General features: G+C 66.5%; 21 protein-coding genes. 9 read left to right on the top strand and 12 right to left on the bottom strand.

What is annotated here, in order from left to right:
• Positions 1–23 precede the first annotated feature (23 nt).
• Positions 24–356, top strand: coding sequence for a hypothetical protein (locus tag ABS769_RS07225; protein ID WP_317060514.1), 333 nt, complete (start codon positions 24–26; stop codon positions 354–356).
• Between the two features lie 114 nt (positions 357–470).
• On the opposite strand, the gene ABS769_RS07230 is transcribed toward ABS769_RS07225, so the two are convergent.
• The 3 genes from ABS769_RS07230 to ABS769_RS07240 all read right to left on the bottom strand — a co-directional run bounded on the left by ABS769_RS07230 (position 471) and on the right by ABS769_RS07240 (position 2,057).
• A complete protein-coding gene (locus ABS769_RS07230) occupies positions 471–1,142 on the bottom strand; it encodes an XVIPCD domain-containing protein (protein WP_317060414.1) in 672 nt (223 codons plus the stop codon).
• A gap of 113 nt (positions 1,143–1,255) precedes the next feature.
• A complete protein-coding gene (locus tag ABS769_RS07235) occupies positions 1,256–1,615 on the bottom strand; it encodes a hypothetical protein (RefSeq protein ID WP_317060415.1) in 360 nt (119 codons plus the stop codon).
• 34 nt (positions 1,616–1,649) lie between these two features.
• The gene (locus ABS769_RS07240; RefSeq protein WP_317060416.1) at positions 1,650–2,057 is read right to left on the bottom strand and encodes a hypothetical protein; all 408 of its coding nucleotides are present in this window, start codon (positions 2,055–2,057) and stop codon (positions 1,650–1,652) included.
• Positions 2,058–2,614: 557 nt separating this feature from the next.
• On the opposite strand from ABS769_RS07240, the gene ABS769_RS07245 reads away from it, so the two are divergent.
• Positions 2,615–2,947, top strand: coding sequence for a hypothetical protein (locus tag ABS769_RS07245; protein WP_317060417.1), 333 nt, complete (start codon positions 2,615–2,617; stop codon positions 2,945–2,947).
• A 418-nt stretch (positions 2,948–3,365) separates the two neighbouring features.
• Here ABS769_RS07245 and ABS769_RS07250 read toward each other — a convergent pair whose 3' ends face one another.
• Both ABS769_RS07250 and ABS769_RS07255 read right to left on the bottom strand, forming a co-directional pair.
• Positions 3,366–3,758 (bottom strand): hypothetical protein, encoded by a 393-nt coding sequence (locus tag ABS769_RS07250; RefSeq protein WP_317060420.1) that lies wholly within the window; start codon positions 3,756–3,758, stop codon positions 3,366–3,368.
• Positions 3,755–4,231 (bottom strand): hypothetical protein, encoded by a 477-nt coding sequence (locus ABS769_RS07255; protein WP_317060422.1) that lies wholly within the window; start codon positions 4,229–4,231, stop codon positions 3,755–3,757. Before ABS769_RS07255 ends, ABS769_RS07250 begins: the two co-directional genes overlap by 4 nt.
• A gap of 138 nt (positions 4,232–4,369) precedes the next feature.
• Between ABS769_RS07255 and ABS769_RS07260 the strand changes: the two genes are divergently transcribed.
• Positions 4,370–4,624: an antitoxin gene (locus ABS769_RS07260; protein ID WP_317060424.1), complete on the top strand. Its 255-nt coding sequence runs from the start codon at positions 4,370–4,372 to the stop codon at positions 4,622–4,624.
• Between the two features lie 106 nt (positions 4,625–4,730).
• Here ABS769_RS07260 and ABS769_RS07270 read toward each other — a convergent pair whose 3' ends face one another.
• The 6 genes from ABS769_RS07270 to ABS769_RS07295 form a co-directional block, all read right to left on the bottom strand.
• Positions 4,731–5,105, bottom strand: a complete 375-nt coding sequence (locus ABS769_RS07270; protein ID WP_232099354.1) for a hypothetical protein — start codon at positions 5,103–5,105, stop codon at positions 4,731–4,733.
• Between the two features lie 351 nt (positions 5,106–5,456).
• On the bottom strand, positions 5,457–6,512 hold the full coding sequence (locus ABS769_RS07275; RefSeq protein WP_317060425.1) for a virulence RhuM family protein: 1,056 nt from the start codon (positions 6,510–6,512) through the stop codon (positions 5,457–5,459).
• A 138-nt stretch (positions 6,513–6,650) separates the two neighbouring features.
• The gene (gene recD / locus ABS769_RS07280) at positions 6,651–8,810 is read right to left on the bottom strand and encodes an exodeoxyribonuclease V subunit alpha (protein ID WP_317060426.1); all 2,160 of its coding nucleotides are present in this window, start codon (positions 8,808–8,810) and stop codon (positions 6,651–6,653) included.
• 350 nt (positions 8,811–9,160) lie between these two features.
• Positions 9,161–13,087: an exodeoxyribonuclease V subunit beta gene (gene recB, locus ABS769_RS07285; protein WP_317060427.1), complete on the bottom strand. Its 3,927-nt coding sequence runs from the start codon at positions 13,085–13,087 to the stop codon at positions 9,161–9,163.
• Positions 13,084–16,488, bottom strand: a complete 3,405-nt coding sequence (gene recC / locus ABS769_RS07290) for an exodeoxyribonuclease V subunit gamma (RefSeq protein WP_317060428.1) — start codon at positions 16,486–16,488, stop codon at positions 13,084–13,086. The genes recB and recC overlap by 4 nt, the downstream gene beginning before the upstream one ends.
• A 154-nt stretch (positions 16,489–16,642) precedes the next feature.
• The gene (locus ABS769_RS07295; protein WP_317060429.1) at positions 16,643–21,931 is read right to left on the bottom strand and encodes a putative Ig domain-containing protein; all 5,289 of its coding nucleotides are present in this window, start codon (positions 21,929–21,931) and stop codon (positions 16,643–16,645) included.
• Positions 21,932–22,249: 318 nt separating this feature from the next.
• Between ABS769_RS07295 and ABS769_RS07300 the strand changes: the two genes are divergently transcribed.
• The 4 genes from ABS769_RS07300 to ABS769_RS07315 all read left to right on the top strand — a co-directional run bounded on the left by ABS769_RS07300 (position 22,250) and on the right by ABS769_RS07315 (position 24,558).
• A complete protein-coding gene (locus ABS769_RS07300) occupies positions 22,250–22,795 on the top strand; it encodes a phage tail protein (RefSeq protein ID WP_317060430.1) in 546 nt (181 codons plus the stop codon).
• 64 nt (positions 22,796–22,859) lie between these two features.
• Complete coding sequence (locus ABS769_RS07305) at positions 22,860–23,387, top strand: phage tail protein (RefSeq protein ID WP_317060431.1); 528 nt, start codon at positions 22,860–22,862, stop codon at positions 23,385–23,387.
• A gap of 60 nt (positions 23,388–23,447) precedes the next feature.
• Complete coding sequence (locus ABS769_RS07310; RefSeq protein ID WP_317060433.1) at positions 23,448–23,987, top strand: phage tail protein; 540 nt, start codon at positions 23,448–23,450, stop codon at positions 23,985–23,987.
• Between the two features lie 4 nt (positions 23,988–23,991).
• Positions 23,992–24,558, top strand: coding sequence for a GNAT family N-acetyltransferase (locus tag ABS769_RS07315; protein ID WP_317060434.1), 567 nt, complete (start codon positions 23,992–23,994; stop codon positions 24,556–24,558).
• On the opposite strand, the gene ABS769_RS07320 is transcribed toward ABS769_RS07315, so the two are convergent.
• On the bottom strand, positions 24,551–24,838 hold the full coding sequence (locus ABS769_RS07320) for a DUF6916 family protein (protein ID WP_317060436.1): 288 nt from the start codon (positions 24,836–24,838) through the stop codon (positions 24,551–24,553). The genes ABS769_RS07315 and ABS769_RS07320 overlap by 8 nt on opposite strands.
• Before the next feature lie 235 nt (positions 24,839–25,073).
• Between ABS769_RS07320 and ABS769_RS07325 the strand changes: the two genes are divergently transcribed.
• Entirely contained in the window at positions 25,074–25,868 is a 795-nt protein-coding gene (locus tag ABS769_RS07325; RefSeq protein ID WP_317060438.1) for an ABC transporter ATP-binding protein, read from the top strand.
• Positions 25,868–26,617 (top strand): MlaE family lipid ABC transporter permease subunit, encoded by a 750-nt coding sequence (locus ABS769_RS07330; RefSeq protein WP_115041056.1) that lies wholly within the window; start codon positions 25,868–25,870, stop codon positions 26,615–26,617. Before ABS769_RS07325 ends, ABS769_RS07330 begins: the two co-directional genes overlap by 1 nt.
• The last annotated feature ends 1 nt before the right edge of the window (position 26,618 follow it).

The raw sequence follows: 26,618 nt of genomic DNA on the forward strand, positions 1-26,618 counted from the left end.
CAGCCTCAACTGGAGAACACACGATGATGAAGTGGATGGGCACCGCGCTGGCCGCGGCACTGCTGGTGAGCGGTTGCGCCAAGGTGGAGGGCGAGAAGTTCGTCGGCCACTGGGTCAACGTGCAGACGCAGGAAGAGACGATGGACATCGAGCGCAATGGCGAGGCCTTCATGGTCCGCAGCACCACGCCGAAGTTCTTCAGCCGCACCCCCAAGACCGAGAGCTACCCGGCGGTCTACAAGGACGGGGCGCTGCAGGTCACCAACGATGGCGAGACGGTGAACTTCGCCATCGACGCGGCCAACGGCCACCTCAACACCGGTGGCGAGCAGTACCAGCGCGTGCCGGCCAAGTAAGCCCGCCGCTGTCGCCAGCGCCCGCGTGCCGACCTTCACCGTCGCGCGCGGGCGTTTTGCGTTTGTAGCCCTGCCGGTTTGTCAATATCTTTGCAAGCACGTCCGCGAACGCTCTCAACGCGTCATCGTTGGCCCAGGCGGAGTGACTGTCTGTTGCGATTGCTCAAGCGCTTGCTGCTGCTCTCGCACCTGCGATTGAGCTTGATTGATCGATTGCACGCGTTCGAACGATTGGTTTTCAGGTGTTTGCACCGCCTGCATCGTGGCCATGTCGGCACGAAGGTGCGCTGGGTCGCTCTGGATACCCTGGACCAGAAATACCTTTTCTCCGGCCGCAAGCTTGTCTGTTGGGCTATTGAGCAGCACATGGTCCACACGCGTCAGGCCTTCTTCCTTTGCGAGCACAAGCAGGCTGGCCGTCATGCGCTGACTTGATGCATCCCACTCCCGGCCATGCTGTGCATCGAGCTTTTCCACGCCACCTTTGATCTGTTGGTATAGCGCGTGATCTTCGTGATCCTGCTGCATTGGCAGAGATGGCCTTGCCGACAATGCCGCTTGTGAATCACGGCTCGGCAAGTCCTGTTTCACATCGTTGACGAGGCTATCGGTACCAGACCCTGGCTCCGGCCTACCGTGTTTGCGCTGCAGTGGTGCGATGTGCTTGTCGTAATAGTCCCCGTAATACTGCTCGTACGTCTTACTCGGCCCAACGGAAGGCTGCTCAGTCTTGAATACCTGGGCAATCTGATTCAATGCTGCATCACGCGTGATTTGGCCTGCCATTTGCTGATCAGCAATTTCTTCGTACTGCTTTGGTCTCGTACCGCTACCAGCGATACCGATATCGGGACCTTGATTATTCGCCGGACCAACGCATTACTCAGCGTTGCGGCAGCCTAGCCGCGCAGCATGTTGGTGACGTACGCATGTTTGGAGGACTGATCGGGCTGTTCGGTGAACCGATGGTGTCCAATTTCATGGGAGAGCGAACGGGCAATGCGCGCACCTTGCCCGATTGCATTTTCGTCAATGACCACTTGCGTGCGGGGAACCAGATAAGTTCCAGCACCAGCGGCTCCCCAAACAACACCGACATTATCCCGATTGAGCTGCGCAAGACCTGCTTGAAGTGTGGGCGACTGTTGCAGGAAAGGTGTCACCGTGGGATCTGATAGGGGCGAGGACGGCTTCCCGGCCGCGGTTGCTGGCGTGGATTGCTGTGGCTGGGGATATTTCGACTCGTCGGTGTTTTCCATCATGCACTCCTTTGCAGGGGTCCAGCTAAGCAACTTACTGCTTGCTGATTGTAATAAAGCTTAGGTTGGCCTGATCTTTAGTCAGCCCAAGGATGACGGTGACCTGTCCCCTCTGAAGTGACCAATAGGCGCTCGAACCCGGTGCGTCTGGCCGCGGCGGGTAGAGCAGCGCATCTGGCCAAGGCACATCCTCGAGCGCCGGGCCAGGCGCAGAAAAGTCGAGCACCAGCGTCGCATGCGAAGGGGCGTCCTGCGTGCTACGGAGCTCGATACGCTGCAAAGCCGCACCGGCCAGCGCACCACCCTGACCAACACGCACCACCATCGCTTCTTGCGATTGACGAGGGCCAAATTGTGTTTGAAGCTGGGCACTGAGTGCTGCGACATCTTGGAAATCGGTGTCGATCAAACGATCCACATCTTGCTTGAGGCGTTCCGTCACGTCTTTGCTCCTGGTTTCACTGGGGGGCTTGGTAGCAGCTACAGCTGAGTGACTGCGTGGAGTGCTAGAAGCACATCCCGAATGGAGGGTGCACGCAAGTAGCCCAAGCGGCAACAAGACTGCTCGCGGGAAGGCGGCATGTCCCAAGCCAAATGGCAGACCATGTGATCCTCGAATGCGAAGGGCCATTTCTCTATCCCGCGCTAGAACTGTCGTGGAAATCTAGCACGGCAATATCCACCTGGAATAACCAAAGCGCTGCCGCCAACGGCGACAGCATGTCGGGAGGTTCGAACTTTTTACGGTCTCCAGACGTTGCACGGTATTGTTTGTATCGGCGGCTCCAACGCCCAACGGCGAAATGATCCTCGCTTGCGCGAATCGCGTTACCGGCCGTCGATGGCGCTTGCACTCAGGCTTTATGGGGTGGAATGCGCCGGATCAGGCTGAGCATTCGTGCCGGATCAGCTCACTTTTGATCTGTCACCGATACGCCTTAACCCTTTCTACAGTCCCCACCCGCCATCCTCGCCGCAGCCTCAACTGGAGAACACACGATGATGAAGTGGATGGGCACCGCGCTGGCCGCGGCACTGCTGGTGAGCGGTTGCGCCAAGGTGGAGGGCGAGAAGTTCGTCGGCCACTGGGTCAACGTGCAGACGCAGGAAGAGACGATGGACATTGAGCGCAATGGCGAAACCTTCATGGTCCGCAGCACCACGCCGAAGTTCTTCAGCCGTAAACCCAAGACCGAGAGCTACCCGGCGGTCTACAAGGACGGGGCGCTGCAGGTCACCAACGATGGCGAGACGGTGAACTTCGCCATCGACACGGCCAACGGCCACCTCAACACCGGTGGCGAGCAGTACCAGCGCGTGCCGACCAAGTAAGGCCGCCGCTGTCGCCAGCGCCCGCGTGCCGACCTTCACTGTCGCACGCGGGCGTTTTGCGTTTGTGGCTCAGCCGGCGGCGCCGATCGGCCGGCGCCTGCCCCCAAAGAACGCCAAGCCTGAGGCACCGCCCGTCGCTCCGCCCGCTCTCCCCTGCCATCCAGCGCGCGCAAGCCTTACAGTGCGCAGGCACGCCAGGGTCATGGCGCTGCCCGACCGATCAATCCAGCAACTACGAGGGTGTCATGAGCAAGGGGATGGACCAGAAAAAGAGCCAGAAGAAAGAGCCAGCCAAGACGCTGAAGGAAAAGCGCGCGGCCAAGCAGGAAAAGAAGGCCAAGTAAGCCGCCCGGCCTGCCAGACGGCGAACGAGGTCAGGCGGATCGCCTGACCTCGCGGTGTGCCGCCGTGCCTGGCCTCAATGACCGCCCAGGCGTAATGGGTGCTCAGGGTTCTCACGGATGAAGCGATCGACCTCCGACAGCTTGGCTGGGAGAGCGGCGCAAGGTTGGCTGCGGTAACTGAAGAACCGAAAGCCAGCGCGATACAGGCGCTCGACCTTGCGCCATTGCGCCTGGTTGCGGGCCGGGGGTGCCTTGAACGAACACCCCATCATGCATAGCGCGTTACCGCAGCCAGGACAGGGGGCCACCTGCTCGCGCGGGGCGATCTTGAAACTTCTCCGGCATCCGAAGCAGGCGTGCGCTAGCCGATAGGCGGCGCCGGTGACGGGCGCCTTGGCGACACGCGGCTGACGGGCACCGACGGCGTAGCGCAATGCGGTGCGATGGGCTTTGTCGGCGGAACTCATTGGCGCGCCTGCGCGTCGACCCCAGCGGGCCGACGCTGCACCACGTGCCAGGTACTGCCGTCGCATGACGCGGTGCCTGCCCGATGCGTGTCGGGCAAGATTGCTGCAACCTCGTCAGGCAGAGCCTGCTGCCAATCCAGGTTGGGAAAGGTGGCCGGGAAGCTCGTGCCGTTCGGATTGGCAGAGTGCGCGTAGATGCCCGTATCCATCGTGTCCTCACTGAGGTCTGCCCACACTTGCACCGCTGCACCACGCTGCGCCAGACGTACTTCCAGGTAGCACGGCACACGCACTGCAACCGCGTTGACCATCTGCCGATGCTCAACACAGGAGCGGCCGCGGCCATTCCAGTCCACATGCGTGTGCCACAGATCGAACCAGCCCTCCGGATCCAAGCGGTCGACCGCTGCACGCGCCTTGGCTTCTGCCCGCGCCCAATAGTGCTCCATCCGTTTGCGGCGACGTCGGTCCATCGGTGCGGTCCTGTTTCGGGAGCGCAGTTTCCGTCAAAACACTGCACGGCGTCACCCGAGCTGGGGTCCCAAAGCTCTGCAATCGGTCAACCAGCCCAGATGCGCTAATGTGGGTTTGTATGGATTTAGGAGCGCGTCATGAGCCGTTTGACCATTGATCTAAGCGATCAGCAGCATCAGAGCCTGAAGGCGCTGGCGGCTCTGCAGGGCAAGACCATCAAGCAATACGCGCTTGAACGCCTGTTCCCTGGCGACCTAAACGCCGATCAGGCATGGCAGGAGTTGAAAACCCTCCTTGGGGGACGTGTCGAGGAAGGCCTTGCCGGCAACGTGTCTACCAGGAGCATCAGCACCATCCTGTATGAAGAATTGGCCGAGGGCCATCGCGGTTGATCACGGCTACGTCCTCACCGACGCAGCCGAAGCCGATCTGCGCGGGATCATCCGCTACACCTCGGCACGCTGGGGCCAGGCGCAGGTTCGCCGGTACATCGCAGACCTATCGAGGCGTGATCTCGATGATGTTGGATGTAGCAGTCTTCAGCGACGTCATATCGGCTGAGGTGGTTTTACTCTTTGATTCCTGCTGCTCCCGATAACGTATAAATGGGTGTACTCCGACCGAGTAATTGCGCCCAGGCATGATCTGGTAACTCAATGACAGATTGATCGTCCTGACGATTGACTGCCCCGGCTTCAAGACAAGAGATGGCGTGGAACCTCGGACGTTATGCACATAGATGCCGCGATAGTCGACAGGGCTGCCGTCCTCTTGCATGACCTTGAACAGATTGGTCTGCAACACCCCGCCTTTGTCTACGTCTGGAACATACGAGGCAGGTAGCTCGATGGGCTGGTCACCTGCGTTGGCCATCGTGACTGAGACGGATGCTCCAGCTGTCGCTGTATGCGCTGCCTGTCTGTTTTGGAGTCTGATCTCCAGCCTCCCAGCCGCAGTCGCGCTGGAGCAGGCTGACAGCGCGAGAATCCCAAGAACCCATATCGCCTTCATCATTCACCTCTTACGCGCAAGCGCTTCTTTGTCGTCAGTTCTCATGCCATCTCTCCGGCTTGGGGTACGAGCCCTGGACGGGCGGAACCACCGTGGCGGGCGACTCCTGGGCAGACGCTAGTCGCGATTCATCCTCGGAGCGATCTTTCAATCCAACGTGCACTATCGCGCGCGGTTGGGGACCTGACGCTTTGGCGCTTCCCACATCACCGTCTAGCGCAAGTCCTCGTCGGCACCGTCCACCCGGTCTACTGCATCAAGCTGCTGCAACACGCGATCGAAATCGCTCACGAACAGCTGGTCCTGCACGATGCGGTACTTTTCGAACTCGCTTTCCGCATGCGCTTTGGCGATCTCGGCGGTGACGCGCCCTGCGTCCTGCAACACCTGCCGGTCGGTTGCTTCGATGAAACGATTCAGACGTGTTTCCCAATCCTGCATGGTCATCGGAATCTGCCGCAGTGCCATGTCCTCGGCCAGGTCCAGATAGGCCGATACGAGGCGTTGCAACTGCGCCATCTCGCCGGTGGTCAGGTAGTTCTTGGCAACCGCCACGTCGAACTTCTGGATCTTCCCGCGCGGTGCATCGGCCCAGGTGGTCAGGCCCATGTGCTGCTTGCCGGCATCGGCTCGGTGGTAGACGACTTCTGCTGCGGTTTGCCCGTGGATGGCCCAGTGCAGCTTGTTCTGCACTGTGGCGAAGAACCGCTGGGTTGCCTGCGCGGTGGCATCGTAGTCCAGGGCGGTGGCGTAGATGTCGGTGATCTTCTGGTAGAACTTGCGCTCGGAGAGACGGATCTCGCGGATGCGCTGCAACTGCTCTTCGAAGTAGCGCTTGCCGAGCACCGTGCCGTCATTCTTCAGGCGCTCATCGTCCATCGCGAAGCCCTTGATCGTGAAGGACGCGATGATGGTGGTGGCCCACTTGCGGAACTGCACCGCGCGCTCGGAATTGACCTTGTAGCCCACGGCAATGATGGCCGCGAGGTTGTAGTGCTTGGTGTCGTAGCTCTTGCCGTCGGCGGCAGTTATTCGAAAATTTCGAATAACTGCATCTGGCTGTAACTCGTTGTCAGCGAACACCTTTTTCAGGTGGTAGTTGATGGTGTGGGTTTCGACATCGTAGAGCTGGGCCAGCATCTTCTGCGTCAGCCAGACGTTTTCGTCGGCATACGCCGCCTGCACGCCGCCCTCGCCTGCGGCGGCCACGAAGGTCAGGTATTCGGCCGCCGACGAGCGGACGAGCGAAATTTCATGCTTTTTCGCCATTGATGCCTCCCATGCTGGCGATACCACACAACCAGTTTTTCTTCGTCCATGATGCTATCCGGGCATGCCCGGTGATGGTGATAGGCGAACGTGCCGTTCTGCCGTAAGTGATGTTGCCATTGCGCCGGCTCGCGTCCATCAGAACAACGAACCCTGCACGGGCAACGCAGTAGCTGGTTCTGTTGCTGGCTTGGCGGGTGCCGCCTGCTGCTCCGCACCCAACCGCCACGCCAAACCCGAGATGCGTGCGGCGTGCCGGGCCAGTGCGCTGCGGATGACCGCTTCGCTGCCGGCCAGGTGCAGGGCGCGGCGGGCGCGGGTGATGCCGGTGTAGAGCAGTTCGCGGCTGAGCACGCGGGCGTCGCGGGTGGGCAGTTGCAGCCAGACGGTGTCGAATTCGCTGCCCTGGGCCTTGTGCACGGTCATGGCGAAGGCGCTTTCGTGCGCAGGCAGTGCGGCGGGGTGGAAGCCGCGCACCTGGCCGTCGCCGTCGCCTTCGAACCAGGCGACCAACGGGCCTTGGGCACGGCTGTCGGTGCCTGGGTCGCGGCGGCTGGCAGTGCCGCCTGGCTGGCCTGGCCCCGAAGAGGCGCCTTCGTCGCTGCGCCCCGAAAAGGGACTCGCGTCGCTTCGCAGGCAGATGCCGACGTCGCCGTTGAACAGGCCGTGGCGGTAGCTGTTTTCGGTGATCAGCAGCAGGCGGCCCTGGAACCAGGGCGAGGCGGCGCCGAGGCGGCGCGCGCCGGAGCCAGTTTCGGCCAGCAGTTGTTCGATACGGGCGTTGAGGCCGCGTGCGCCCTGCGGGCCGGCGCGCACGGCGGTAAGCAGGCGCAGGCGCGCGGCGTCGCGCAGGGCCGCGGCCGGGTCTTGCGCGTCGGCCAGTGCGCGCCAGTGCGCGAGCAGTGCGTCGCGGCCCAGGGTGAGCGGGTCCTCGCCGTCTTCGTGGAAGTGCACGCCGGCCAGCTCGCCGCTGCGCAGCAGGGCCAGGGCGGTGTCGGCGTCGCCGGCGCGCACGGCGTCGGCCAACGGGGCCAGTGCAAAGGCGTCCGCCTGCCGGTAGCCGCGCAGCAGGTGCACGCGGTGGCCGGCCAGGCCGCCGCCGTGGCTGGCGGCGGGCGTGGTGTCGGCGGGTGCGTTGCCGAGTAGCGCTTGCAGCGCCTGTGCGTCCTGCGGCTGCAGGGCATCGCCGGGGCCGGCGGCCTGCAGGATGGCGGCGAGCACGTCGCCGGCTTCCACCGAAGGCAGCTGGTCGGCGTCGCCGAGCAGGATCAGCTGGGTGCCATCGGCCACGGCTTCGACCAGCTTGCACATCAGCGGCAGGTCGACCATGGAGGCTTCGTCGACGACGATCAGGTCCAACGGCAGCGGGTTGTCGGCGTGATGGCGGAAGTGCGGGGAATCCGGGATGACGCCGAGCAGGCGATGCAGGGTGCTGGCGCCGCTGGGCAGGGCATCGGCCAGGGCCGGGTCGATGCCGCCAGCGATGGCGCGCGTGACCGCAAGGCGCAGGCTTTCGGCCATGCGCTCGGCGGCGCGGCCGGTGGGCGCAGCCAGGGCGATGCGCGGTGCCGGGGTGTTGGAGGCGTGTGCCTGGGCGATGCGCAGCAGCAGCAGGCGGGCGATAGTGGTGGTCTTGCCGGTGCCGGGGCCGCCGGTGACCATCAGCAGGGTGCGGCGCAGCGCCAGCGCGGCGGCCTGAGCCTGGCGGTCTGGGTGGTGGGATGGAGCCGGTGGGGCCGCACCTTCCTGGTCGACGGATGGCTCGGGCAGGCCCGTGCCCTCACCCGCCTTTCGGGCACCCTCTCCCGGGGGGAGAGGGGATGGGGCGGTGGCGTTCGGGAATAACTGGGCGAACAGCGGTGCCAGCGTGGCGGCGTCGAAGGGCGGCGGCGACTGGGCGGCGATGCGTTGCAGGCCCAGCGCCAGGCGGCGCTCGTACTCGCGGTAGCGCCGCAGGTAGAGCAGGCCGCGTTCCAGAACCAACGGGCAGTCGGCGGCGGCGGGGTCTTGCGGATTCGGTTGGTCGACCCAGCGCGAGGCGGCCAGGGTGCGTTGCCAGTCGCCTGGGTCCGGGAGTGCGGGCGCTGGGCCCTCGCGCATGTCCAGCAGCATGCCGGCGCGGCTGGGGTCCAGCCCTGCGTGGCCGCTGGTGACGGCCAGCGAGGCAAGTGCGGCGCCGGCCAACACCTGGGGGTCGGTGTCCGGGGCCAGGCGTTGCAGGCTCTGGGCGAAAGCCAGATCCAGCGGGCGCAGGGCGTCGGCCTTGATCAGGGCGTTGAAGAGGGTTGGGTGGTTCATGCGGTGGACGCCTCCCGGGCGCAGGCGCCCTCACCCCAACCTCCGCTGCGCGCGCCGGCCCGCGCGGCGTGGCGCAGACGCTGCCAGGCACGCGCGCCAGTGCGCGTAAGTGGTGTCTGCCCGCCCCGAGGGGAACTGGGCGTGCGCACAGCGCTGATCGGTGCGGTCTGTCGGGTCATGGCTTGGATGCTTCGGCGGCGGACGTACCCTCACCCCACCCCCCGCTCCGCGCCCCAGCCCGCGCCAGCGGCGCGGGCGCTCCAAGGCACGCGCGCCAGTGGCGCGCAACCAGTGCCTTATCGCCCCGGGGGGAGCGGGGCTTTGGTGCGTCGGCGGTAAGGGGCTGTGCGCTAGCGGGCATCGGGCGTGCCTGGGTTGCTGGATGTCGGCTCCGGGGCGCTGCCGGCGAACAGGGCGTCCAGGGCTTGGACCAGCGCCGGGTCGAAGCGCCAGGCGTGGATGCCGGGTGCGGGCGTGGCGCGGTTGACGGCGTCGAAGTCGGAGTCGGAGTCGAAACCCGAATCGGAGATGGAGCTGGCGCCATTGGCGGGGTCGGAACCGGAGACGGAGCTGGCGCCGTTGACGGAGTCGGAGTCGGAGTCGGAGTCGGAGTCGGAACCGGAACCGGAACCGGAACCAAGGATGGAGCTGGAGTCGGCTGCGGGGTTACGGGTGGCATCCAGGCCGCGGCAGAACAGGTAGCGCACACCGCCGAAGTCGCGGGCGTAATCGTAGGTCTCGCCCAGGCGGAAACGCAGCCAGCGGTGCAGGGCCACGGTGTAGATCAGCGCCTGCAGCTCGTACTCGCTGTGCGCCATGGCGCGGGCCAGGGCGTCGGCGTCGTAGCTGGGCAGGCGGTTGGACTTGTAGTCGAGCACGTACCAGCGGCCGTCCACGGTGTAGGTGAGGTCGATCAGGCCGGTCATCAGGCCTTCCAGCCGCTGGCGCACGCCGAAGGCCTGGCGGTCGCTTACCACGCCGAAGCGATGCAGCAATGCGAGCAATGCCTCCACGCGAGTGGGCCGCATGGCGAAGTGGAATTCCATCTCGTTGCGGCGCTGCGGCTCGGGCACGGCGGCCAGGGTGGTGCCTTCGGGCAGGGCGACGGTGAGGGTGTGGCCGATCAGGGCGGTGAGCATGGCCAGGCCGTCGTCCAGTTCGTCCTGGGTGTAGCCGCCGCGCTGCAGCGCCTCGAGGATGGCGGTGGCCTGGCCCTCGGGTGCGGGTTGGCCGGGTTGCCAGGCTTGCCAGGCGGCGAAGTCGCAGCGCTCGAACACGTCGTGCATCACCACGCCGAAGCGGTTGCCGGCAAAGCGCGGGTCGAAGGTGTCGACCTCGGCGGCGACTGCGATCGCCTCGCTGCCGGACGGCTCGTCGCTGCCGCCACTGCCGACCACCGTGGCGCTGGCCATCGGGTCGGTGGCGGCGCCGGCATCGGCGTTGGCCAGCTGGGTGAAGCTGTAGACCCACCACTCGGGTGCGATATGCCGCTGCGGGGTGCGCGCGGGCGGCACCTGCGCTTCGATCGGTGGCGGCAGGCGCGGCAGGTTGGCCGGCGGCGTAGACGTGTCCACCACCACTGCGCCGTCGCCGGCCGCGCCCTGCAACGCATCGAGCGCGCGCAGCATGCCGGACAGCGCGGTGCGCTCGTGCTGATGGAACGGGCCGCTGGCGATCCACAGCGCGTGCTCGGCGCGAGTCAGGCCGACGTACAGCAGGCGTGCGTCTTCGGCGCGTTGCTCCTGCTTCCAGGCCGCTTCGGCGGCGCTCCAGGTTGGATCTTCCTTGTCTGTCTTCCAGTGCAGCTGGCGGCCGAGCTCCGGCGCATGCACCACGCAATGGCGGCCGGCGCCCTTGTCGCTGCGGCCGATGCCGATGTACGGCAGGAACACCAGCGGATATTCCAGGCCCTTGCTCTTGTGCAGGGTGACGATCTGCACGCGGCGCGCGTCCGATTCCAGCCGCAGCTGCTGGGCTTCGTCGTTGTCGTCGGCATTGGCGATGCGGCGCGACAGCCAATCGACCAGGCCATGCGGGCCGAGTGCGCGGGCGTCGGCTTCCTGCAGCAGTTCGGCCAGCTGCAGGTAGTTGGTGAGGCGGCGCTCGCCATCGACCAGGGCGAGCAGGCGTTGCCCGTGCGCGGCACCCAGATCGCCGATCAGGGCGAGCGGGCCGCCGCGTTGCCAGCGCTCGCGCCAGTCCAGCGCCTGCTGCTGCCAGCGGCGGTGACGCTCGCCATCGTGTGCAAGCGCGGCGATGGCGGCGGCGTCCGCGCCGATCAGCACGGTGGCCAGCGCGGCGCGCAGGCGGCTGTCGTCGCCCGGGTCAAGCAAGGCCTGCAACAGGGCCAGCAGCTCCAGCGCCTCGTCGGTGGCGAACAGGCTCTGCTTGCCGGCCGCCACGGCGGGGATGCCCACCGCGCCCAGCGCCTGTTGCATGCGCGTGGCCTCGCCATGGCTGCGCACCAGCACGGCGATATCGCCGGCCTGCACCGGACGTGCGTTGATGGTGGCGGTGCCGTTGCGGCCACCGGCCAGCCAGCCGCGAATGGCGGCCACGCAGGCGGCGGTGGCCAGCTCGCGCGCGCGGCCGGCGCTCCAGGGTTTGGGCTTTCCTTTGGTTGGGGGCGGCGGCTCCGGCGCGCGCCACAGCGTCAACGCCGGGGCGGTGGCGCCATCGCGTTGCAGGTCGGCATCCACCCGCTTGGTACCGGGCTGCACCGGGTGGAAGGCGATGCCGTCGGTGAGGAAGGCCTCGGTGTAGCCGGCCTGCGCGTATAGCGCGTCGATCGCCGCCAGCACGCCGGGGCGCGAGCGGAAATTGTGGCTCAGCGGCGGGGCGAGTTCGGCAGTGATCGCGGCGGCCAGATAGGTGCGCACGTCGCCGCCGCGGAAGCCGTAGATGGCCTGCTTGGGGTCGCCGATCAGAAACAGCGCCGGCTCCAGGCCGGCCGCGCGTGCGAGCGGGCCTTCGCCGAACACGTTGGAGAAGATCGCCCACTGGCGGTCGTCGGTGTCCTGGAATTCGTCCACCAGCGCGATGGCGTATTGCGCGCGCAGCCGCGTGACCAGGGCGTCGGCCTGCGCGCCTTCCAGTGCGTGCGCAACGCCATCGACCAGGTCGTCGTAGGTCTGCACGCGGCGCTGGCGCTTGAGCAATGCTAATCGCGCGATGGCGTCGTCGCGCAATGCGTGCAGTAGACGGATGCGGCGGCGGGTGCGCCATTCTTCCAAGCGGGCCAGCGCAGTGAGATAGCCATCGATGTCGTGGCTCAGCGGCGAGGCCGGCGTGCGATCGACGAACTTCTTGTTGGTGCCGGCGGCCAGTTCCGCGGCGGTGAGTTTGATCATCTTGGGGTGCGGCGCGGTGTGCATCGATGGCGCGGCGGCGAAGCTGTCGAACCAATGCCACAACGCTGTTAGCCACTCGGGCTTGTAACTGACCTTGCTCAGGATGCCGCCGTCGATGGCGGACATGATGGTTTCGAAAAACGCGGTGCCGTGGGACTGGAATGCGGCGGCCAAGGCGGTGCTGGCGTCTTGCACGGCTTGCAGCAGCGCGGCGGAATCGTCGGTCGTCGTGGCTGCCGCCGGCAGCAGCGTTGGATGGCGCACCAGCGCGCGCAGATCGCTGGCCAATGCATCCGGGCCACCCGACCACAGCGCGATCAGGTCTTCGGCCATCGCCGCGTCGGCGGCGCGCTGGCGCCACAGATCGGCGGCGACTTCGCCGAGCAGTTCGCGGTCGTTGGCGAGCAGTTCCGGCGCGGCGAAGGCCTGGCCGCTTTCCAGCGCATGCTCGCGCAGCACGCGCGCGCAGAAACCGTGGATGGTGAAGACGGCGGCCAGGTCGATTTCTTCCACCGCCTGTTGCAGGCGGCGGCGCAGGGCGACAGGTGTTTCGGTGCCGGTGGCCAGGTGGGTGGCGAGGACGGCGCGGGTGAGCAGGACGTCAGGCGCGTCCTGTAGGAGCGGCCTTGGCCGCGACGGGTTGTCGGCGAGGTCGGTCGCGGCCGGGGCCGCTCCTACGAGGGCATCGGGGACCAGCGTTGCGGCCAGCACCAGGCGCTCGCGGATGCGGCGGCGCAGTTCCTGGGTGGCGGCCTCGGTGAAGGTCACCGCGAGGATCTGGCCGATACGCAGCCCGCGCTCGACCACCAGCCGGGTGAACAGCGTGGCCAGGGTGAAGGTCTTGCCGGTGCCGGCGCTGGCCTCGATCAGGCGTACGCCATGCAGCGGCAGGTGCAGATACGGGTCGGTGACCGGGCTGGCGCTCATTCGGCCTCTTCCTGCGCGCCGTGCCAGTGGCGCCAGCTCTCGATCAGACGCTCCGGATCCAGCGTGGCGTCGGCGTTGCCGCGCTCGAGCAGGTCGTACACACGATGGCTGGTGATGGCGAACTCGGCGAAGCGTTGCGCATCGGCGAACGGGTCGCGGCCGCGGTTGACCAGGCGCAGCTCCGGGCTATGCGATTCGCTCCAGCCGAAGCTGGATTGCCACTGCCCGGCGGCGTCCTTGATGGCCTTGTCCAGATCGTCGCTGCGCGCGGCCTGGTGATATTTCCAGCTGCTGTAGGGCGCGAACGCCAGCGGCGTCTGCAAGCCCTGCCGATACACCTGCAGCAGTACGGCCAACGCGCTCTGCGCCTGCGTTTGCGACAGCGGTTCGGCGTCGATGGGATGCGGGCCTAAACCGTCTTCGTCTTCGAAGAAGCGCACATACGGCGCGTGCTCGCCGGCGGCGCGCAGCAGCAGCCATTCCAGGCCGTGGCGGATCGCGCTGCGGCCACTGAGCGCACCGACCTGCACCCGCCCTACGCCGCTCGCGTACCAACCCGGCACACGTCCGTGCACCTCGGTCTCGCCGATCTGCACCTGCAAGCGGCGCGACTCGGCCGGCGCCTCGCCACGCCATTGCCGGAATGCCTCGGCATACGGGCGCAGTTGCATCACGCGCTCATCGAGTTGGCGACGCCCCAACGGGCCGGACGGCAGCAACGCACGTGCACGCAGACGCTCGTAAAGCCGGTCGGTGTCGCCGGCCAGCGCGGCGTCGAAGACATGCTGCTGCAGGCCGTATTGGTCCAAGCCGCGCGTGGGGGCGAGCAACGGTTCAAGATCGCTGTCTTCGCCGGCCGGATCCGGCAAGCGCATTCCCAGGCGGTGGCGCAGGAACTGCCCGGCCGGGTCGGCGAACAGGCGGCGCAGCGCGTCGATCGAGACGCTGGTCGGCACTGCGATGTCATCGGCCGGCAACGCACCGGCCACCCACGGCGCGAGCGGCTGCCGCTGGCCGACCAAGCTGTCCACAGCCGGCCGCCATTGGCGGCGATAACTGAAGCGACGCGGGTCGGCGCCGTGATCGCCCGGCGCACCGAAGGCGGCGGCGGCAAATGGCTGCAACGGGTGATGCACCACCAGCGTATCGATGGCTTTTGGGTCGGCGTGATATTGGGCGGCGCTGGCCAGCAATTCGCTGACCAACACCGACGGTTCGCGCGCGCTGCCATCGCGCGCATCGGCACCGAGATAGCTCAGGTAGAACACCTCCTGCGCGGAGGCGAACAACTGCAGAAACAGGAACCTGTCGTCCTCGCGCGTTGAACGATCGCCATGCCGGCGGCGCTCGGTGCTCAGCTCTGCAGTGAGGCGATTGAGTCCGGCAGCGGGGTCGCGACGCGGGAAGTCGCCGTCGTTCATGCCGAGCAAGCAGATCACGCGGAACGGCAGCAAGCGCATCGGCACCATACGACCGAAGCTGATGCCGCCGGTGAGCAATGGCGCGCGCGTGTCCGACTCGCCCAGCACCGCGGCAAAATGCGCACGCACCACTTCGGCGGGCACCTTACCCGCGTACTCGGCACGCACTGCGTCGCGGGCGAATTGGTCGATCAACGTGCGCAAGCGATCCAGCGCGCGCTGCGCACGCGGTGCCGAGGGCGTGGTCGGAATCAGCGCCTCCAGCAAGCCGAGCAGACGCTCGCGCCATTCGACCGGCGTCATCGCTTCGGCCAATACGGACTGGTTGCGTTCGAGCACGCGCAGCAGCTTCAACAAGATATCCAGTGCGGCCAGCGCGCTGCCTTCCAGCTGCGGCCAGGGCGCCACGCCCTCGATATCGTCGTCGGCGCCGCTGGCATGGCCGAGCAGCAGCCGGTCCAGCGCGAAGCGCCAGGTGTAGGCGTCGTCGCTCGGTGCCTGATGCTGGCGCCGGTGCGCCGCATCCAGCCCCCAGCGCGCGCCGGCCGCGTGCAGCCAGCCGCGCAGACCTTCCAGCCCGGCTTCGTCCAGGCCGGCGGCCTCGGCAATCGGTGCGCTGGCGAGCAGGTCGAGGATCTCGTGCAGGCCGAAGCGTGCGATCGGCAGGCCGAGCAAGCTCAGGAACACTTCGGCCAGCGGCTCGCTGGCCAATGGGCTGGCATCGGCCAGCGCGTACGGCAAGGCATCGTCGTTGCCGTGGCTGCCGAATACCGCGTCCAGATACGGCACGTACGGGTCGATGTCCGGCGACAGCACCGCGATCTCGCGTGGCTGCAACGGCGGGTCGAAGCGTGGGTCGTCGAGCAAGGCGCGCAGTTGATCGTGCAGCACCTGCAACTCGCGCAGCCGCGTATGGCAGGCGTGCACCTGCAGGCTGGGGTCGTGCAGATTGACCGCCGGCAACACTGCAGGCACGCTCGGTGCACGGCGATGGAACAGGTCGCTCTGCATGCGCCGCAGCAGGCTGTCGCCCAGGCCGCCATCGGCCAGTGCGCGGCGGCCGGACTCCAGCGGATCGGCGTAGGCGGCGATCTCGGCCAGCGGGTGCACCACCTCGTAGTCGCCGACCAACGCCATGAAATCGCGCCCGGCCGCGCCCCAGGCCTGCAGCAGCGGGTTTTCCTGCACTTGCTCGGCGAACAGCTGCACCGCGCCGTCTTCGCGCCGGCGTTGCCACAAGGTTTGCAGATCGCCCCAGTAACCTTGCGTCGGCGTGGGCAGATAGAAATGCAGCGTGCCCACGCGCGCCTGCGTGGCCAGCACGCGCAGCACGTCGGGCGAAATATTGAGGATGGCGAAGGCAAACAGACGCTTCGGCAAGCCTTGCGGCAGCGGACCATCCGGGCGCGCGTGGCGATCCAGATACTGGCCGATGCGGCGCGCGCGGTATTGGCGGCCGGACGCGATGCTGCGCCACAGCCGCGCTTGCGGATCATCGAGGTCGGCGCCGCCTTCCCAGCGCAGCAACCAGTCGCGTCGCCAGGCCTGGTACTTCTCGAACACGTTGCCCAGCTCGCCGGCCAGCGCCCAGGGCTTGAGCGCATCGCCATCGGACAGATAACCGGCCAGCGGCGCCAACGCCGCATCGCTGCCCAGATCGGCCTGCAAGGCGGTATAGAGGCGCCACTGCGTGGTGGCCATGTCCAGATCGTCGTCGGCCGGGCCGAGATTGCATTCCAGCCCGCGCGCGACGAACTCGCCGGGGGTGAGGAATTCCAGATTCGCCGCCACACCGTGCTCGGCCGCCAGCGTGGACTGCAACCAGCGCCGCATCGCCACCTGCGGAATCAGCACCACCTCCGGCTGCAACAACGGCTGCTCCGGCACCGGCCGGCGCAGCTCCTGTGCGAGCAAGGCGGCCAGCGTATCCAGCGCATTGGAAGGATAGAGACGAAAATCGGGCGCGGAAGTGGCGTGCATGCGTACGTGCATTGTGCCGGATGCAGGCGCACGGCGTTGTTTGCGCATGCGCTCGGCAACCGCACGATGGCGACCGGCGCGGCAGACAAACGCGATGGGCCGAGCGTTTCCGCCCGGCCCATCGCATTGCGTCATTGCATGACGCTTCCCGCGATCAGTATTTCTTTTCCAGATTGATCATCCAGGTCTGATCGTCGTTGTTGTCGCCATCGGTAATGCCGCGGTATTCCAGCCGCGTGGACAGCCCCTGCTCGGTCAACAACGCCGCACCGATGCCCACCATCAAACGGTTGCGATCGAACGCGTTTTGACCGGTGCGATAGAACGGCCCGCCGTTCAGATCTGCGTAACTCAGCGTGGCATCGCCACGGCCCTGGAAGTCGCGCTGATATTCCACGCGCAACTGCGGGGTCAGCCGGCCCCAGGCCACGTCGCGGCGCCATTCCAGGCGCAGGCCCAGGTTGCCGGTGGTGGTGGCCACGTCCATGTCGTCATAGCGCAGTGCGAACGGCGCCACGCCGTCTTCGACATAGCCATCCAGCGTGGCACGTGCCACATCCACACGCGCATACGGAGTGATCTGCAGATCGCCACGCTGCAGGTCCGCACCGGTGGAGACCGACGCGATCCACTGCTTGCCGTCGCGGTTGCCCTCGGCCATCGAGCTATCGTCGGTGACGAAGCGACGCAGGTCGTAGGACAGCAGCTGGTAGCCCACCAAGGTGTCGAAGAAGAACGCCTTGCCCGGATGGAAGCTGGCATACAGCGCCATGGTGTAGGCGGTGGCCTTGGAGTGGCTGCCGTTCCTGCCTACATCGCTGTCGTCGCGGCCCCAACCCAGGCCCGCACCGATCGCCAGCGACTGCGCCACCCGGTAATCGGCGCCCACGCTCAGGCCGTCGGTCTGGAAGTCCACCCCGGTGCTGTTGGACTGCTTGTCCAGGCTGCCCGAGCGGATCGCACCGCCTACCCACAGACCCAGGTCGCCCTGACCCTGCGCAGTGCTGTTGCCGCTGCTCGCCACTGCCGGCGCATCGCGGAAGTCGTTGTCGGCCTCCTGCGTGTCCGGGCTGCACGGCTGCGCACTGATGCCGCGATCGGCCTGGCGGCAATGCGAGGTCGGCTGGAAGCTCACCGCGTTGCTGAAGGTGCTGCCGCCGCGATGGGTGGCTTCCAGACGGCGCTGGAAGTTGTCGATCTGCGCCCGCGCAAAGCGCCGCGTGGACTCGGACTGCGCATCGATCAGGCCACGCACTTCCGCATCCACGCTCGGGTCGCGGCGCGGCGCGATGGTGAACACCACGCTGGCCGGCACCGACGTGGCGAACGCATTGGACAAGGTGAACTGCACCGTGGCCTGGCCGACGAACGCCGGGTTCGGGGTGAAGGTCAGCATGAACGTGGGCGTCTCGGCCATCGCAGCCGCCGCCGGCGATGGGCCGGAGGCACGCGCCGCCGCCGCAGTGGCGGTACCGCCAGTCCGGGTGATGGTGGCGGTACCGGCCGAGGCCGGCAGCACCGCGACCACGGCCGCAGCCACGAACGGCCCGCCGGTGGCATTGCGGGTCAGATCGACCTGCTGCGCCTCGCCCGGCACTGCTGCGGCAGTCACCGACACCGCCACCGGCCGCGCGTTGACCGTAATGGTCAACGTGACCGGGGCCGAGGTGCCGCCGCTACCGGTGACCGTGTAGCTCACCACATCGGTGCCGACGAAACCGGCGGCCGGCGTGTAGACCAGCTCCAGCCCGTTGACCACGGCGGTGCCGTTGGTCGGCGCAATGGCAATGGCGATCGATGCGATGTTGCCGGTGTCGTTGGCGGTCACCGCCACCGTCACCGCAGCATCGGTCATGGTGGCCGCCACATCGGCCACGGCCACCGGCGCCGCATCGCTCACCGTGAAGCTGTAGGCCTGCGTGGCGCTGGCATTGCCGGCATCGGCCACCGCGATGGTGAAGGACGAGGTGCCCTGCGTGGTTGGCGTGCCCGACAGCGTGCCGTCGCTGGCCAGCGTCAGGCCGGCCGGCAACGTGCCGCTGGCGATGCTGTAGCGATAGGGCGCAATGCCGCCACTGGCCGTGAGCACCTGGTTGTACGCGCTGCCGCGCACTGCCGGTGGCAGCGTCGGCTGCGCCAGCACCAGCGTTGCCGCCGCGATCGTGACCGAGTAGTTCTGGCTGGCCTGCACAGCCGGGCTCGGCGTGCTGTCGGTCGCGGTCACGGTGAAGTTGAAGGTGCCCGACAAAGTCGGCGTGCCGCTGAGGCCGCCGGTTGATGCATCGAGGACAACCCCCGTCGGCAATGCGCCAGCGCTCAGTGCATAGCTGTAGGGCGCGGTGCCGCCGGTGGCCGGAGCAATCGTCGCCGCATACGCCTGCCCGGCCGTGCCTGCCGGCAAGGTGCTTGCGGGCAACGTCAGGTTCGGTCCGGCCACCGTCAGCGCATAGGCCTGCGCAGCGGTGAAATTATTCGCGTCGGTCGCCGTCACGGTGAAGTTGAAGCTGCCTTCCACCGTGGCGGTACCGGACAGCGTGCCGTTGCTGGCCAGGGTCAAGCCAGCCGGCACGTTGCCCGCGCTGATTGCATACGTGTAAGGCGCGCTGCCGCCGCTGGCGGTCAGCACCTGGCTGTAGGCCGTGCCGCGAGTCGCAGCTGGTAGCGCGGTGGGCGCGACCACGATGACAGGTGCTGCGATGGTCAGCGTGTAGCTGCGGCTGGCCTGCGCCGCCGGGCTGGGCGTGCTGTCGGACACGGTCAGGGTGAAGTTGAACGTGCCCGCCACGGTCGGCGTGCCGCTGAGTCCACCGGTCGCCACGTCGACGACCACACCCGTCGGCAACGCGCCAGCGGTCACTGCATAGCTGTAGGGTGCGGTGCCGCCGGTGGCGGGCGTGATCGACGCGGAGTACGCCTGCCCGGCTGTGCCTGCGGGCAAGGTGCTTGCCGGCAGGACCAGATTCGGGCCGGCCACGGTCAGGCTGTAGGCCTGGTTGCCGGTGAAGCTCCCCGCATCGGTCGCGGTCACGGTGAAGTTGAAGCTGCCTTCCACCGTTGCGGTACCCGACAGCGTGCCATTGCTGGCCAGGGTGATGCCCGCCGGCAATGTGCCGCTTGCTAGCGCGTAGGTGTACGGCGCGGTGCCGCCACTGGCGCTCAAGACCTGGCTGTAGGCAGTGCCACGCGTGGCCGCCGGCAGCGTGGACGGCGCAACGACGATCGGCGGCGCGGCGATGTTCAAGGTGTAACCGCGTGTGCCCTGCGATGGCGTGCCGCTGGTGCTGTCGGTGGCGGTCACGCTGAAGGCAAAGCTGCCCACGCTGCCGGGGGTGCCGGTCAAGGCGCCGCTGCTGCCATTGAGCGTGATGCCCGCCGGCAAGGCACCGGCGGTGACGGCGTAGGTATACGGCGCAATGCCACCCGTGGCCGGATTGAGCGCGCTCGAATAGGCCTGGCCTGCAGTGCCGGCCGGCAAGCTGGTCGCCGGCAAGGTCACCGTCGCGCCGGCCACGGTCAGGGTATAGGCACGGTTGCCGCTGGTGGGGCTGCCGCCGCTATCGGTGGCGGTCGCAGTGAAGTTGAAGCTGCCGGTGGCCGTGGGCGTGCCGGACAGCACGCCGGCAGCGCTCAGGGTCAGCCCGGCCGGCAACGCACCGGCAGTGACGGCGAAGCTGTACGGCGCGGTGCCGCCGCTGGCGCTCAGGTTCTGGCTGTAGGCGCTGCCCGCAGTGGCCGCCGGCAGCGAGGCCGGCCCGACCGTCACCACCACGTCGTCGTTGAGGATGGTACCGGCGCCGGTGGCGCGCGCGATGCTGGCGTTGCTGGCACCGGACAGGCCGACGCTGAAGGTCTCGTTGGGTTCGACCGCGGTGTCGCCATTGACGGTGATCGCCACGCCCTGCGCGGTGGTGCCCGGCGCGAACGTCAGCGTGCCCGAGCGCGCGACGTAGTCGCTACCTGCAGTGGCAGTGCCGTCGGCAGTGGCGTAATTGACCGACACGGTCTGGCCGCTAGCCGCGCTCAGGCTCACCGTGAAGGTCGCCGTGGTGGTGCCGCTGTTGCCTTCGTTGACGCTGACGTCGTCGATCGACAGTGCAGGCAGCGTATCGTCGTTGACGATCGTGCCCTGGCCCTGAACGTCGCCGGCGCTGGCGCCGCTGATGTTGCTGACGTTGACGAAGAAGGTCTCGTTGGGTTCGCTAAGGGTGTCGCCGTTGACCAGCACGGTGAAGGTGGCGCTGCTGCTGCCGGCGGGGATGGTCTGCCCGGTCAGGCTGGAGGCGACGTAGTCCACGCCCGCGGTAGCGGTGCCATCGGCGGTGGCGATATCGAAGCTGACGCCGCCGGTGCCGGCCGGCTGGCTCAGCGAGACGGTGAAGGTGGCATTGCTGGTACCGGCATTGCCCTCATTCACCGACACGTCGTTGATCGACAGCGTCGGCTGGTCGTCGTTGAGGATGGTGCCGGTGGCGCTATTGGGCGAACCCACGTTGTAGCCGGTGCCGCTCGCAAGGGTCAGCACCACGGTCTCGTCCGGTTCGATGGTGGCATCGGCGGTCGGATTGATGGTGATGGTGCCGGTGGTCTGGCCGGCGTTGATCACCAGCGGCGAACTCACGGCCGCGTAGTCGGTGCCCGAGGTTGCCGTGCCACCAACGCTGAAGGCGACCGACACCGCGCTCGGCGCGGCCTGGTCGAGCGTGACGGTGTAGATCAGATTGGTCGCACCGTCCTCGGCCACGCTGGACGGAGCTACTGCGATCGATGCGTTCGGAAAGTCGTCGTTGACGATGGTGGCGGTGGCGCTGGATGGACTGCCGATGCCATAGCCGCTACCGCTTGCCACGCTGATCACCACCGTCTCGTCGGCCTCCACCGTGGTGTCGGCGACCGGGGTGACGGAGAAGGTGGCCGTGGTGGCGTTGGCGGGCACCACCACGCTGCTCGGCGCACCCGTGTAGTCGGTGCCGCTGGTGGCGGTGCCGCTGCGGCTGAGGTTCACCGTGGTCGCCGAACTGCTGCTCTGGCTCAGCGTCACCGTGTAGGTGAAGGCGGCGCCGCTGTCTTCGTTGCGGCTGGCCGGGCTCACCGCGATGCTGGCCGACAGCGACGGGGTGATGGTGATGTTGACGGTAATGGTGTCGCCCCGGCCATCTTCCAGGGGGAACGTATCGCTGGTGGCGCTGTCACCGTTGTGGGTGTAGGTGACGATCTGCGTGCCCTGCGCCCCGCTCGGATTGGGCACCACGATCGTGCCGTGCGCGGGTTGCACACCGTTCCAGCCAACGCCGATATCGTCTGCTCCCGTGCCATCGCAGGTCGTCACGTCGATCTGTACCGAGCCGCCCTGCACCACGGTGGCGTTCAGCGTCGGGCAGTAGGTCGAGGCTTGCGCCATCGCCCAACCTGGCGCCAAGAGCATCATCGCGAACAGGACAAACATCACGGCCAAACGTGCGCGGCCGCCGGTGGCGTCCGCTGGAAACCTACGTTGCTTATTCACTGTCCACACCCCTGGAGCGCGCCATCCCCGGCGCCGGCAACGATCCTCGTGCCTGAAGACAACGTCGCCCTAGTGGGATTGCTCCCTTCGACATTGCGAGGGTATTTGAACAGGAACTGACTAACGAATAAAGAACAAAAACTTAATACTTCATTCCAATTCTGAATAGTTGAGACTTGCTCTATTCAAAAATGACATGTATCTGTGCAAATTATTCCGACACGCAGTCGGCGTTGCACTTACGGGAAGGAAGTCCGCATGAGTGAGTTCTTCTTGGGTCAGATCATGATGACCGGCTTTGTGTTTGCGCCCAAGTATTTTGCGCAGTGCAATGGCCAACTGCTGCCGATCAATCAGAACCAGGCACTCTTCAGCTTGCTTGGTACGCGTTTCGGCGGCAATGGCAGTACCACTTTCGCGTTGCCGGAGATGCGCGGGCGCACGCCGCTCGGCTTTTCGCCTTCGGCTGATCCAAACTGGCAGCCCGCACCGCTGCCGATCGGCCAAAGCTCCGGTGCGGAGAACGTGTCGCTGCTGCCCAGCAACCTCCCGGCGCACAATCATTTGCTGGAGTGTTCCAGCACTACCGGCAACAACCGGGGTCCCAGCGGTCGCTCTTTCGGCACCAATGCCAGCACGAGCGGTCCGGCCACCGCACTGTATGCGGCGCCGGGAACACTGGTGGCGATGAATCCGGCAACCGTGGCTCAGGCCGGTGGCAGCCAGCCGCATCCGAATCTGCAGCCGTACACCACGCTCAATTTCTGCATCGCGCTGTCCGGCATCTTTCCTTCGCGCAGCTAAGGCGGCAAAAAAGCCGCGTGCCACCGGCGGCGCGCAGCGCACCCATCGACCAGATAAGGACACCATGGCCACTCCATTCATCGGTGAGATCCGCATGTTCGGCTTCGGCCGTACTCCGCAAGGCTGGCAGGCCTGCGACGGCAGCCTGTTATCGATCTCCGAATACGAAGTGCTGTTCATGCTGATCGGCACCACCTACGGCGGCGATGGGCAGAGCACCTTCGCGGTACCGGATCTGCGCGGGCGCGTACCGCTGCATCAGGGCCAGGGCCCGGGCCTGAGCAACTACGTGATCGCCCAGAAGGCTGGCGCCGAGACGGTTACCCTGACCGGGCTGCAGTTGCCGGTGCACACGCATACGCTGGTCGCTACAACCGCCACCGCGACGGCCACCGCGCCATCCGGACTGTTGCCTGGCACGGTCGTCGGCGACGTGTTCTACGCGACCGACACCACCGGCGCCACGGCGACGCCGATGGCCACCGAGTCCACCACGATCACCGGCGGTGGCCAGCCGCACGAGAACACAATGCCGACCTTGACGGTGCAGTACTGCATCTCCACTGCCGGTATTTTTCCGCAGCAGAGCTGAGCCCATTCGCCGCGCCGCGCTTGGTGCGGTGCCTGCACGTTCTACAGAAGGACCGCGTTCATGACCGAACCCTATATCGGCGAAATCCAGCTATTCGGCTTTGATTTCAATCCATTCGGCTGGGCGCTGTGCAACGGCGCCACGCTGCCGCTGCAGCAGAACACCACGCTTTACTCGCTGCTCGGCATCGCCTACGGCGGTAACGGCACGACCACGTTTCAACTGCCGAACTTCTGCGGACGCGCCGGCTGCGAGCAGGGGCCGGGCCCGGGATTGACCAGCCGGCAGTTGGGCAGTAGCTTCGGCTCGGCCACAGTGAGCCTGTTGCCCACGCAGATCCCGCCGCACCAGCACGGCATCAACGCCTTCACGCAACCGGATTCGACCAAGAAAAGCGGCACACCCGCCAACGGCGCAGCGCTTTCAGCGCTAGGCAGCAGCACGGCACGACCGTTCGTGACAGTGGCGCAACCCGACACCCAGTTCTCGCCCACGGCGCTGCTGCCGACCGGCAACGGCTTGGCACACGAGAACCAGCAACCGTATCTGGCAGTGAATTTCTGCATTGCGTTGTCCGGCACCTATCCACAGTTCGATTGACACCATGCAACACGATGCCTGCGTTGCGCTGGCGAGCGAGCAGCCCAGCGTCGTGCGTCCGCGTGCGCTGATCGGACGCGGCATCTCGTTGCGACCTGAGCGTGACGACGATCTGCCCTGGTTGCGGGATCTCTATGCCGACACACGCAGCGACGAACTGGCGCACGTGCCCTGGCCGGAGACGACCAAGCGCGCGTTTGTGGATCAGCAGTTCACCCTGCAGCGCACGCATTATCGGCAGCATTATCCGGACGCCGACTTTCTGATCGTACAGACGCCGGACGAACGCATCGGCCGGCTGTATCTTCAGCGCGCAGCGCTGCAGCACGTGCTGGTCGATATCAGTCTGTTACGGGGTTGGCGCGGCAAGGGCGTGGGCACCGCATTGATCGTGCATGCGCAAACCCTGGCGCAGGCCGCAGGCTGTGGCGTGGCGTTGCACGTCTTGCATGCCAATCCTGCAGCGCGCCGGCTTTATGCGCGCCTGGGCTTTCTCGCGGGCGAGGCCAGCAGTACCCACCTTGCGATGCACTGGCAGCCCGCCGAGATGGCGGCCACGCCGCTCAGTTGAAGATCGCCTGATACAGAAAGCCATCGCGCTCGCGTGCCACCGGCACCAGAAACACCCCGACCTCGCCCAGCCGCGTGTGGCGCAACTGATAGATCTGCTGCGGAAACAGGAATGCCGAGCTGTTGCGAAACAGCAGCGAGAATGGCGCGCGATCGACTGCGTGCTTGGTGGGCAACGGCCGTGCCTCCACCAGCACGAATGGAACCTCGCCTTCGTTCAATGCGGCAGAGAACGTTTCGTTGACGCTGCCTGCGAAGTGCTCCAGGGTCAGTAAGTCCATTTTGTGCTCATGGTCGGCAGAGAGTTCGATCATCCACATCGGGCATACCTGCCACAACAGTTGTGCGCTCGAACGCTGCATTGGGTCATGCATGAGACGGCTTGTTGCATTCGCATCGGCCGCAATCCGTCTGCTGCGGTACAGGCGTCATGCGACAATACTGCACGCGCCGGTTCGGTTATGTTCAGCCGTGTGACGGTTACTCTATCGCGTTGGAATTCTGTTAAAGGCTTCGATGACGGCGTCCGCATCTCCTGTCGTGCAGTTGTCCGGTGTCCGCATCGATCGCGGCGGTCGCACGATCCTGCGCGACGTCTCGCTCGACGTGCCACGCGGCAGCATCACTGCCGTGCTCGGTCCCTCCGGTAGCGGCAAGTCCACCTTGCTGGCCGCGCTGACTGGCGAGCTGCGTCCGGTCGCCGGCACCGTCACCCTGTTCGGCGAAGAGATCCCGCGCGGCAACCGTGCGTTGCTGGAGATGCGCCGCAATGTCGGCGTGCTGCTGCAGGGCAATGGCTTGCTGACCGACCTGAGCGTAGCCGACAACGTCGCGCTGCCGCTACGCACGCATACCCGCCTGCCGGCACCGGTGCTGCAACGCCTGGTGCAGATGAAGCTGCACGCGGTCGGCCTGCTCGCCGCTGCCGATGCCTGGCCGCGCGAGCTGTCCGGCGGCATGGCGCGGCGGGTGGCGCTGGCGCGTGCGCTGGCACTGGACCCGCCGCTGATGATCTACGACGAACCGCTGACCGGCCTGGACCCGATCGCCTCGGGAGTGATCATGAGCTTGATCCAGCGCCTCAACGACAGCCTGGGCCTGACCAGCATCATCGTCAGCCACCACGTGCACGAAACCCTGCCGATCAGCGATCAGGCCGTGGTCATCGCCAATGGCGGCATCGTGTTCGCCGGCACGCCCGCGCAATTGCAGGACAGCAACGACCCGCTGGTGCAGCAGTTCCTGCATGGCCAGCCGGACGGCCCGATCGCCTTCGATGCCGCGCCGCGGCGCGACCGGAGTGCTGCCTGATGGCCTTCGTCGAATCGATCCGCGCCTTCGGTCGCGCCGGGCTCTTCTCGCTGACCGTGCTGCGCGGCTCGGTGCCTACGCGCGACTTCATCGCCGAGCTGGTGCGCGAGATCTACAAGGTCGGCGCGCGCTCGCTGCCGATCATCGCCGTCGGCGGCGCCTTCGTCGGCCTGGTGCTGACCCTGCAGGGCTACCGCACGCTGACCACCTATGGTGCCTCCGATGCGCTGTCCACCCTGCTCGGCCTGTCGCTGTACCGCGAGCTGGCGCCGGTGCTGACCGCGCTGCTGTTCATCGGCCGCGCCGGCAGCTCGATTGCCGCCGAGCTCGGCCTGATGCGCGCTACCGACCAGATCAAGGCGCTTGAGCTGATGGCCATCGACCCGATTGCCAAGGCCGTGGCGCCGCGCTTCTGGGCGGCGGTGCTGACGGTGCCGTTGCTGACCGGCGTGTTCTGCTCGCTGGCGATCACCGGCGGCTACTTCGAGGCCGTACACGTGTTGGGCATCGACAACGGCACATTCTGGTCGGGGTTGAGCAACAGCGTGGACTTCTGGGATGACTTTGGCGTGGCAATGCTCAAATCGGCGATCTTCGGCGGCACTGCCGCACTGGTTGCCGCCTACGTGGGCTTCCATGCCGAGCCGACCATCGAAGGCACCTCGATCGCCACCACCCGTGCGGTGGTGAACGCCTCGCTGCTGGTGCTGATGTTCAACTTCGTCCTTTCTGCAATGTTGTTTAGGTGAG

Origin of the sequence: Xanthomonas hortorum (assembly GCF_040279205.1) — a bacterium.
Lineage (GTDB): Bacteria > Pseudomonadota > Gammaproteobacteria > Xanthomonadales > Xanthomonadaceae > Xanthomonas > Xanthomonas hortorum_F.

Bases quoted from the DNA above. Each gene is read 5' to 3' on its own strand.
- ABS769_RS07225 (WP_317060514.1), top strand. From the start codon at position 24: ATGATGAAGTGGATGGGCACCGCGCTGGCCGCGGCACTGCTGGTGAGC.
- ABS769_RS07230 (WP_317060414.1), bottom strand. From the start codon at position 1,142: ATGGCAGGCCAAATCACGCGTGATGCAGCATTGAATCAGATTGCCCAG.
- ABS769_RS07235 (WP_317060415.1), bottom strand. From the start codon at position 1,615: ATGGAAAACACCGACGAGTCGAAATATCCCCAGCCACAGCAATCCACG.
- ABS769_RS07245 (WP_317060417.1), top strand. From the start codon at position 2,615: ATGATGAAGTGGATGGGCACCGCGCTGGCCGCGGCACTGCTGGTGAGC.
- ABS769_RS07250 (WP_317060420.1), bottom strand. From the start codon at position 3,758: ATGAGTTCCGCCGACAAAGCCCATCGCACCGCATTGCGCTACGCCGTC.
- ABS769_RS07255 (WP_317060422.1), bottom strand. From the start codon at position 4,231: ATGGACCGACGTCGCCGCAAACGGATGGAGCACTATTGGGCGCGGGCA.
- ABS769_RS07260 (WP_317060424.1), top strand. From the start codon at position 4,370: ATGAGCCGTTTGACCATTGATCTAAGCGATCAGCAGCATCAGAGCCTG.
- ABS769_RS07270 (WP_232099354.1), bottom strand. From the start codon at position 5,105: ATGGCCAACGCAGGTGACCAGCCCATCGAGCTACCTGCCTCGTATGTT.
- ABS769_RS07275 (WP_317060425.1), bottom strand. From the start codon at position 6,512: ATGGCGAAAAAGCATGAAATTTCGCTCGTCCGCTCGTCGGCGGCCGAA.
- recD (WP_317060426.1), bottom strand. From the start codon at position 8,810: ATGAACCACCCAACCCTCTTCAACGCCCTGATCAAGGCCGACGCCCTG.
- recB (WP_317060427.1), bottom strand. From the start codon at position 13,087: ATGAGCGCCAGCCCGGTCACCGACCCGTATCTGCACCTGCCGCTGCAT.
- recC (WP_317060428.1), bottom strand. From the start codon at position 16,488: ATGCACGCCACTTCCGCGCCCGATTTTCGTCTCTATCCTTCCAATGCG.
- ABS769_RS07295 (WP_317060429.1), bottom strand. From the start codon at position 21,931: ATGTTTGTCCTGTTCGCGATGATGCTCTTGGCGCCAGGTTGGGCGATG.
- ABS769_RS07300 (WP_317060430.1), top strand. From the start codon at position 22,250: ATGAGTGAGTTCTTCTTGGGTCAGATCATGATGACCGGCTTTGTGTTT.
- ABS769_RS07305 (WP_317060431.1), top strand. From the start codon at position 22,860: ATGGCCACTCCATTCATCGGTGAGATCCGCATGTTCGGCTTCGGCCGT.
- ABS769_RS07310 (WP_317060433.1), top strand. From the start codon at position 23,448: ATGACCGAACCCTATATCGGCGAAATCCAGCTATTCGGCTTTGATTTC.
- ABS769_RS07315 (WP_317060434.1), top strand. From the start codon at position 23,992: ATGCAACACGATGCCTGCGTTGCGCTGGCGAGCGAGCAGCCCAGCGTC.
- ABS769_RS07320 (WP_317060436.1), bottom strand. From the start codon at position 24,838: ATGGACTTACTGACCCTGGAGCACTTCGCAGGCAGCGTCAACGAAACG.
- ABS769_RS07325 (WP_317060438.1), top strand. From the start codon at position 25,074: ATGACGGCGTCCGCATCTCCTGTCGTGCAGTTGTCCGGTGTCCGCATC.
- ABS769_RS07330 (WP_115041056.1), top strand. From the start codon at position 25,868: ATGGCCTTCGTCGAATCGATCCGCGCCTTCGGTCGCGCCGGGCTCTTC.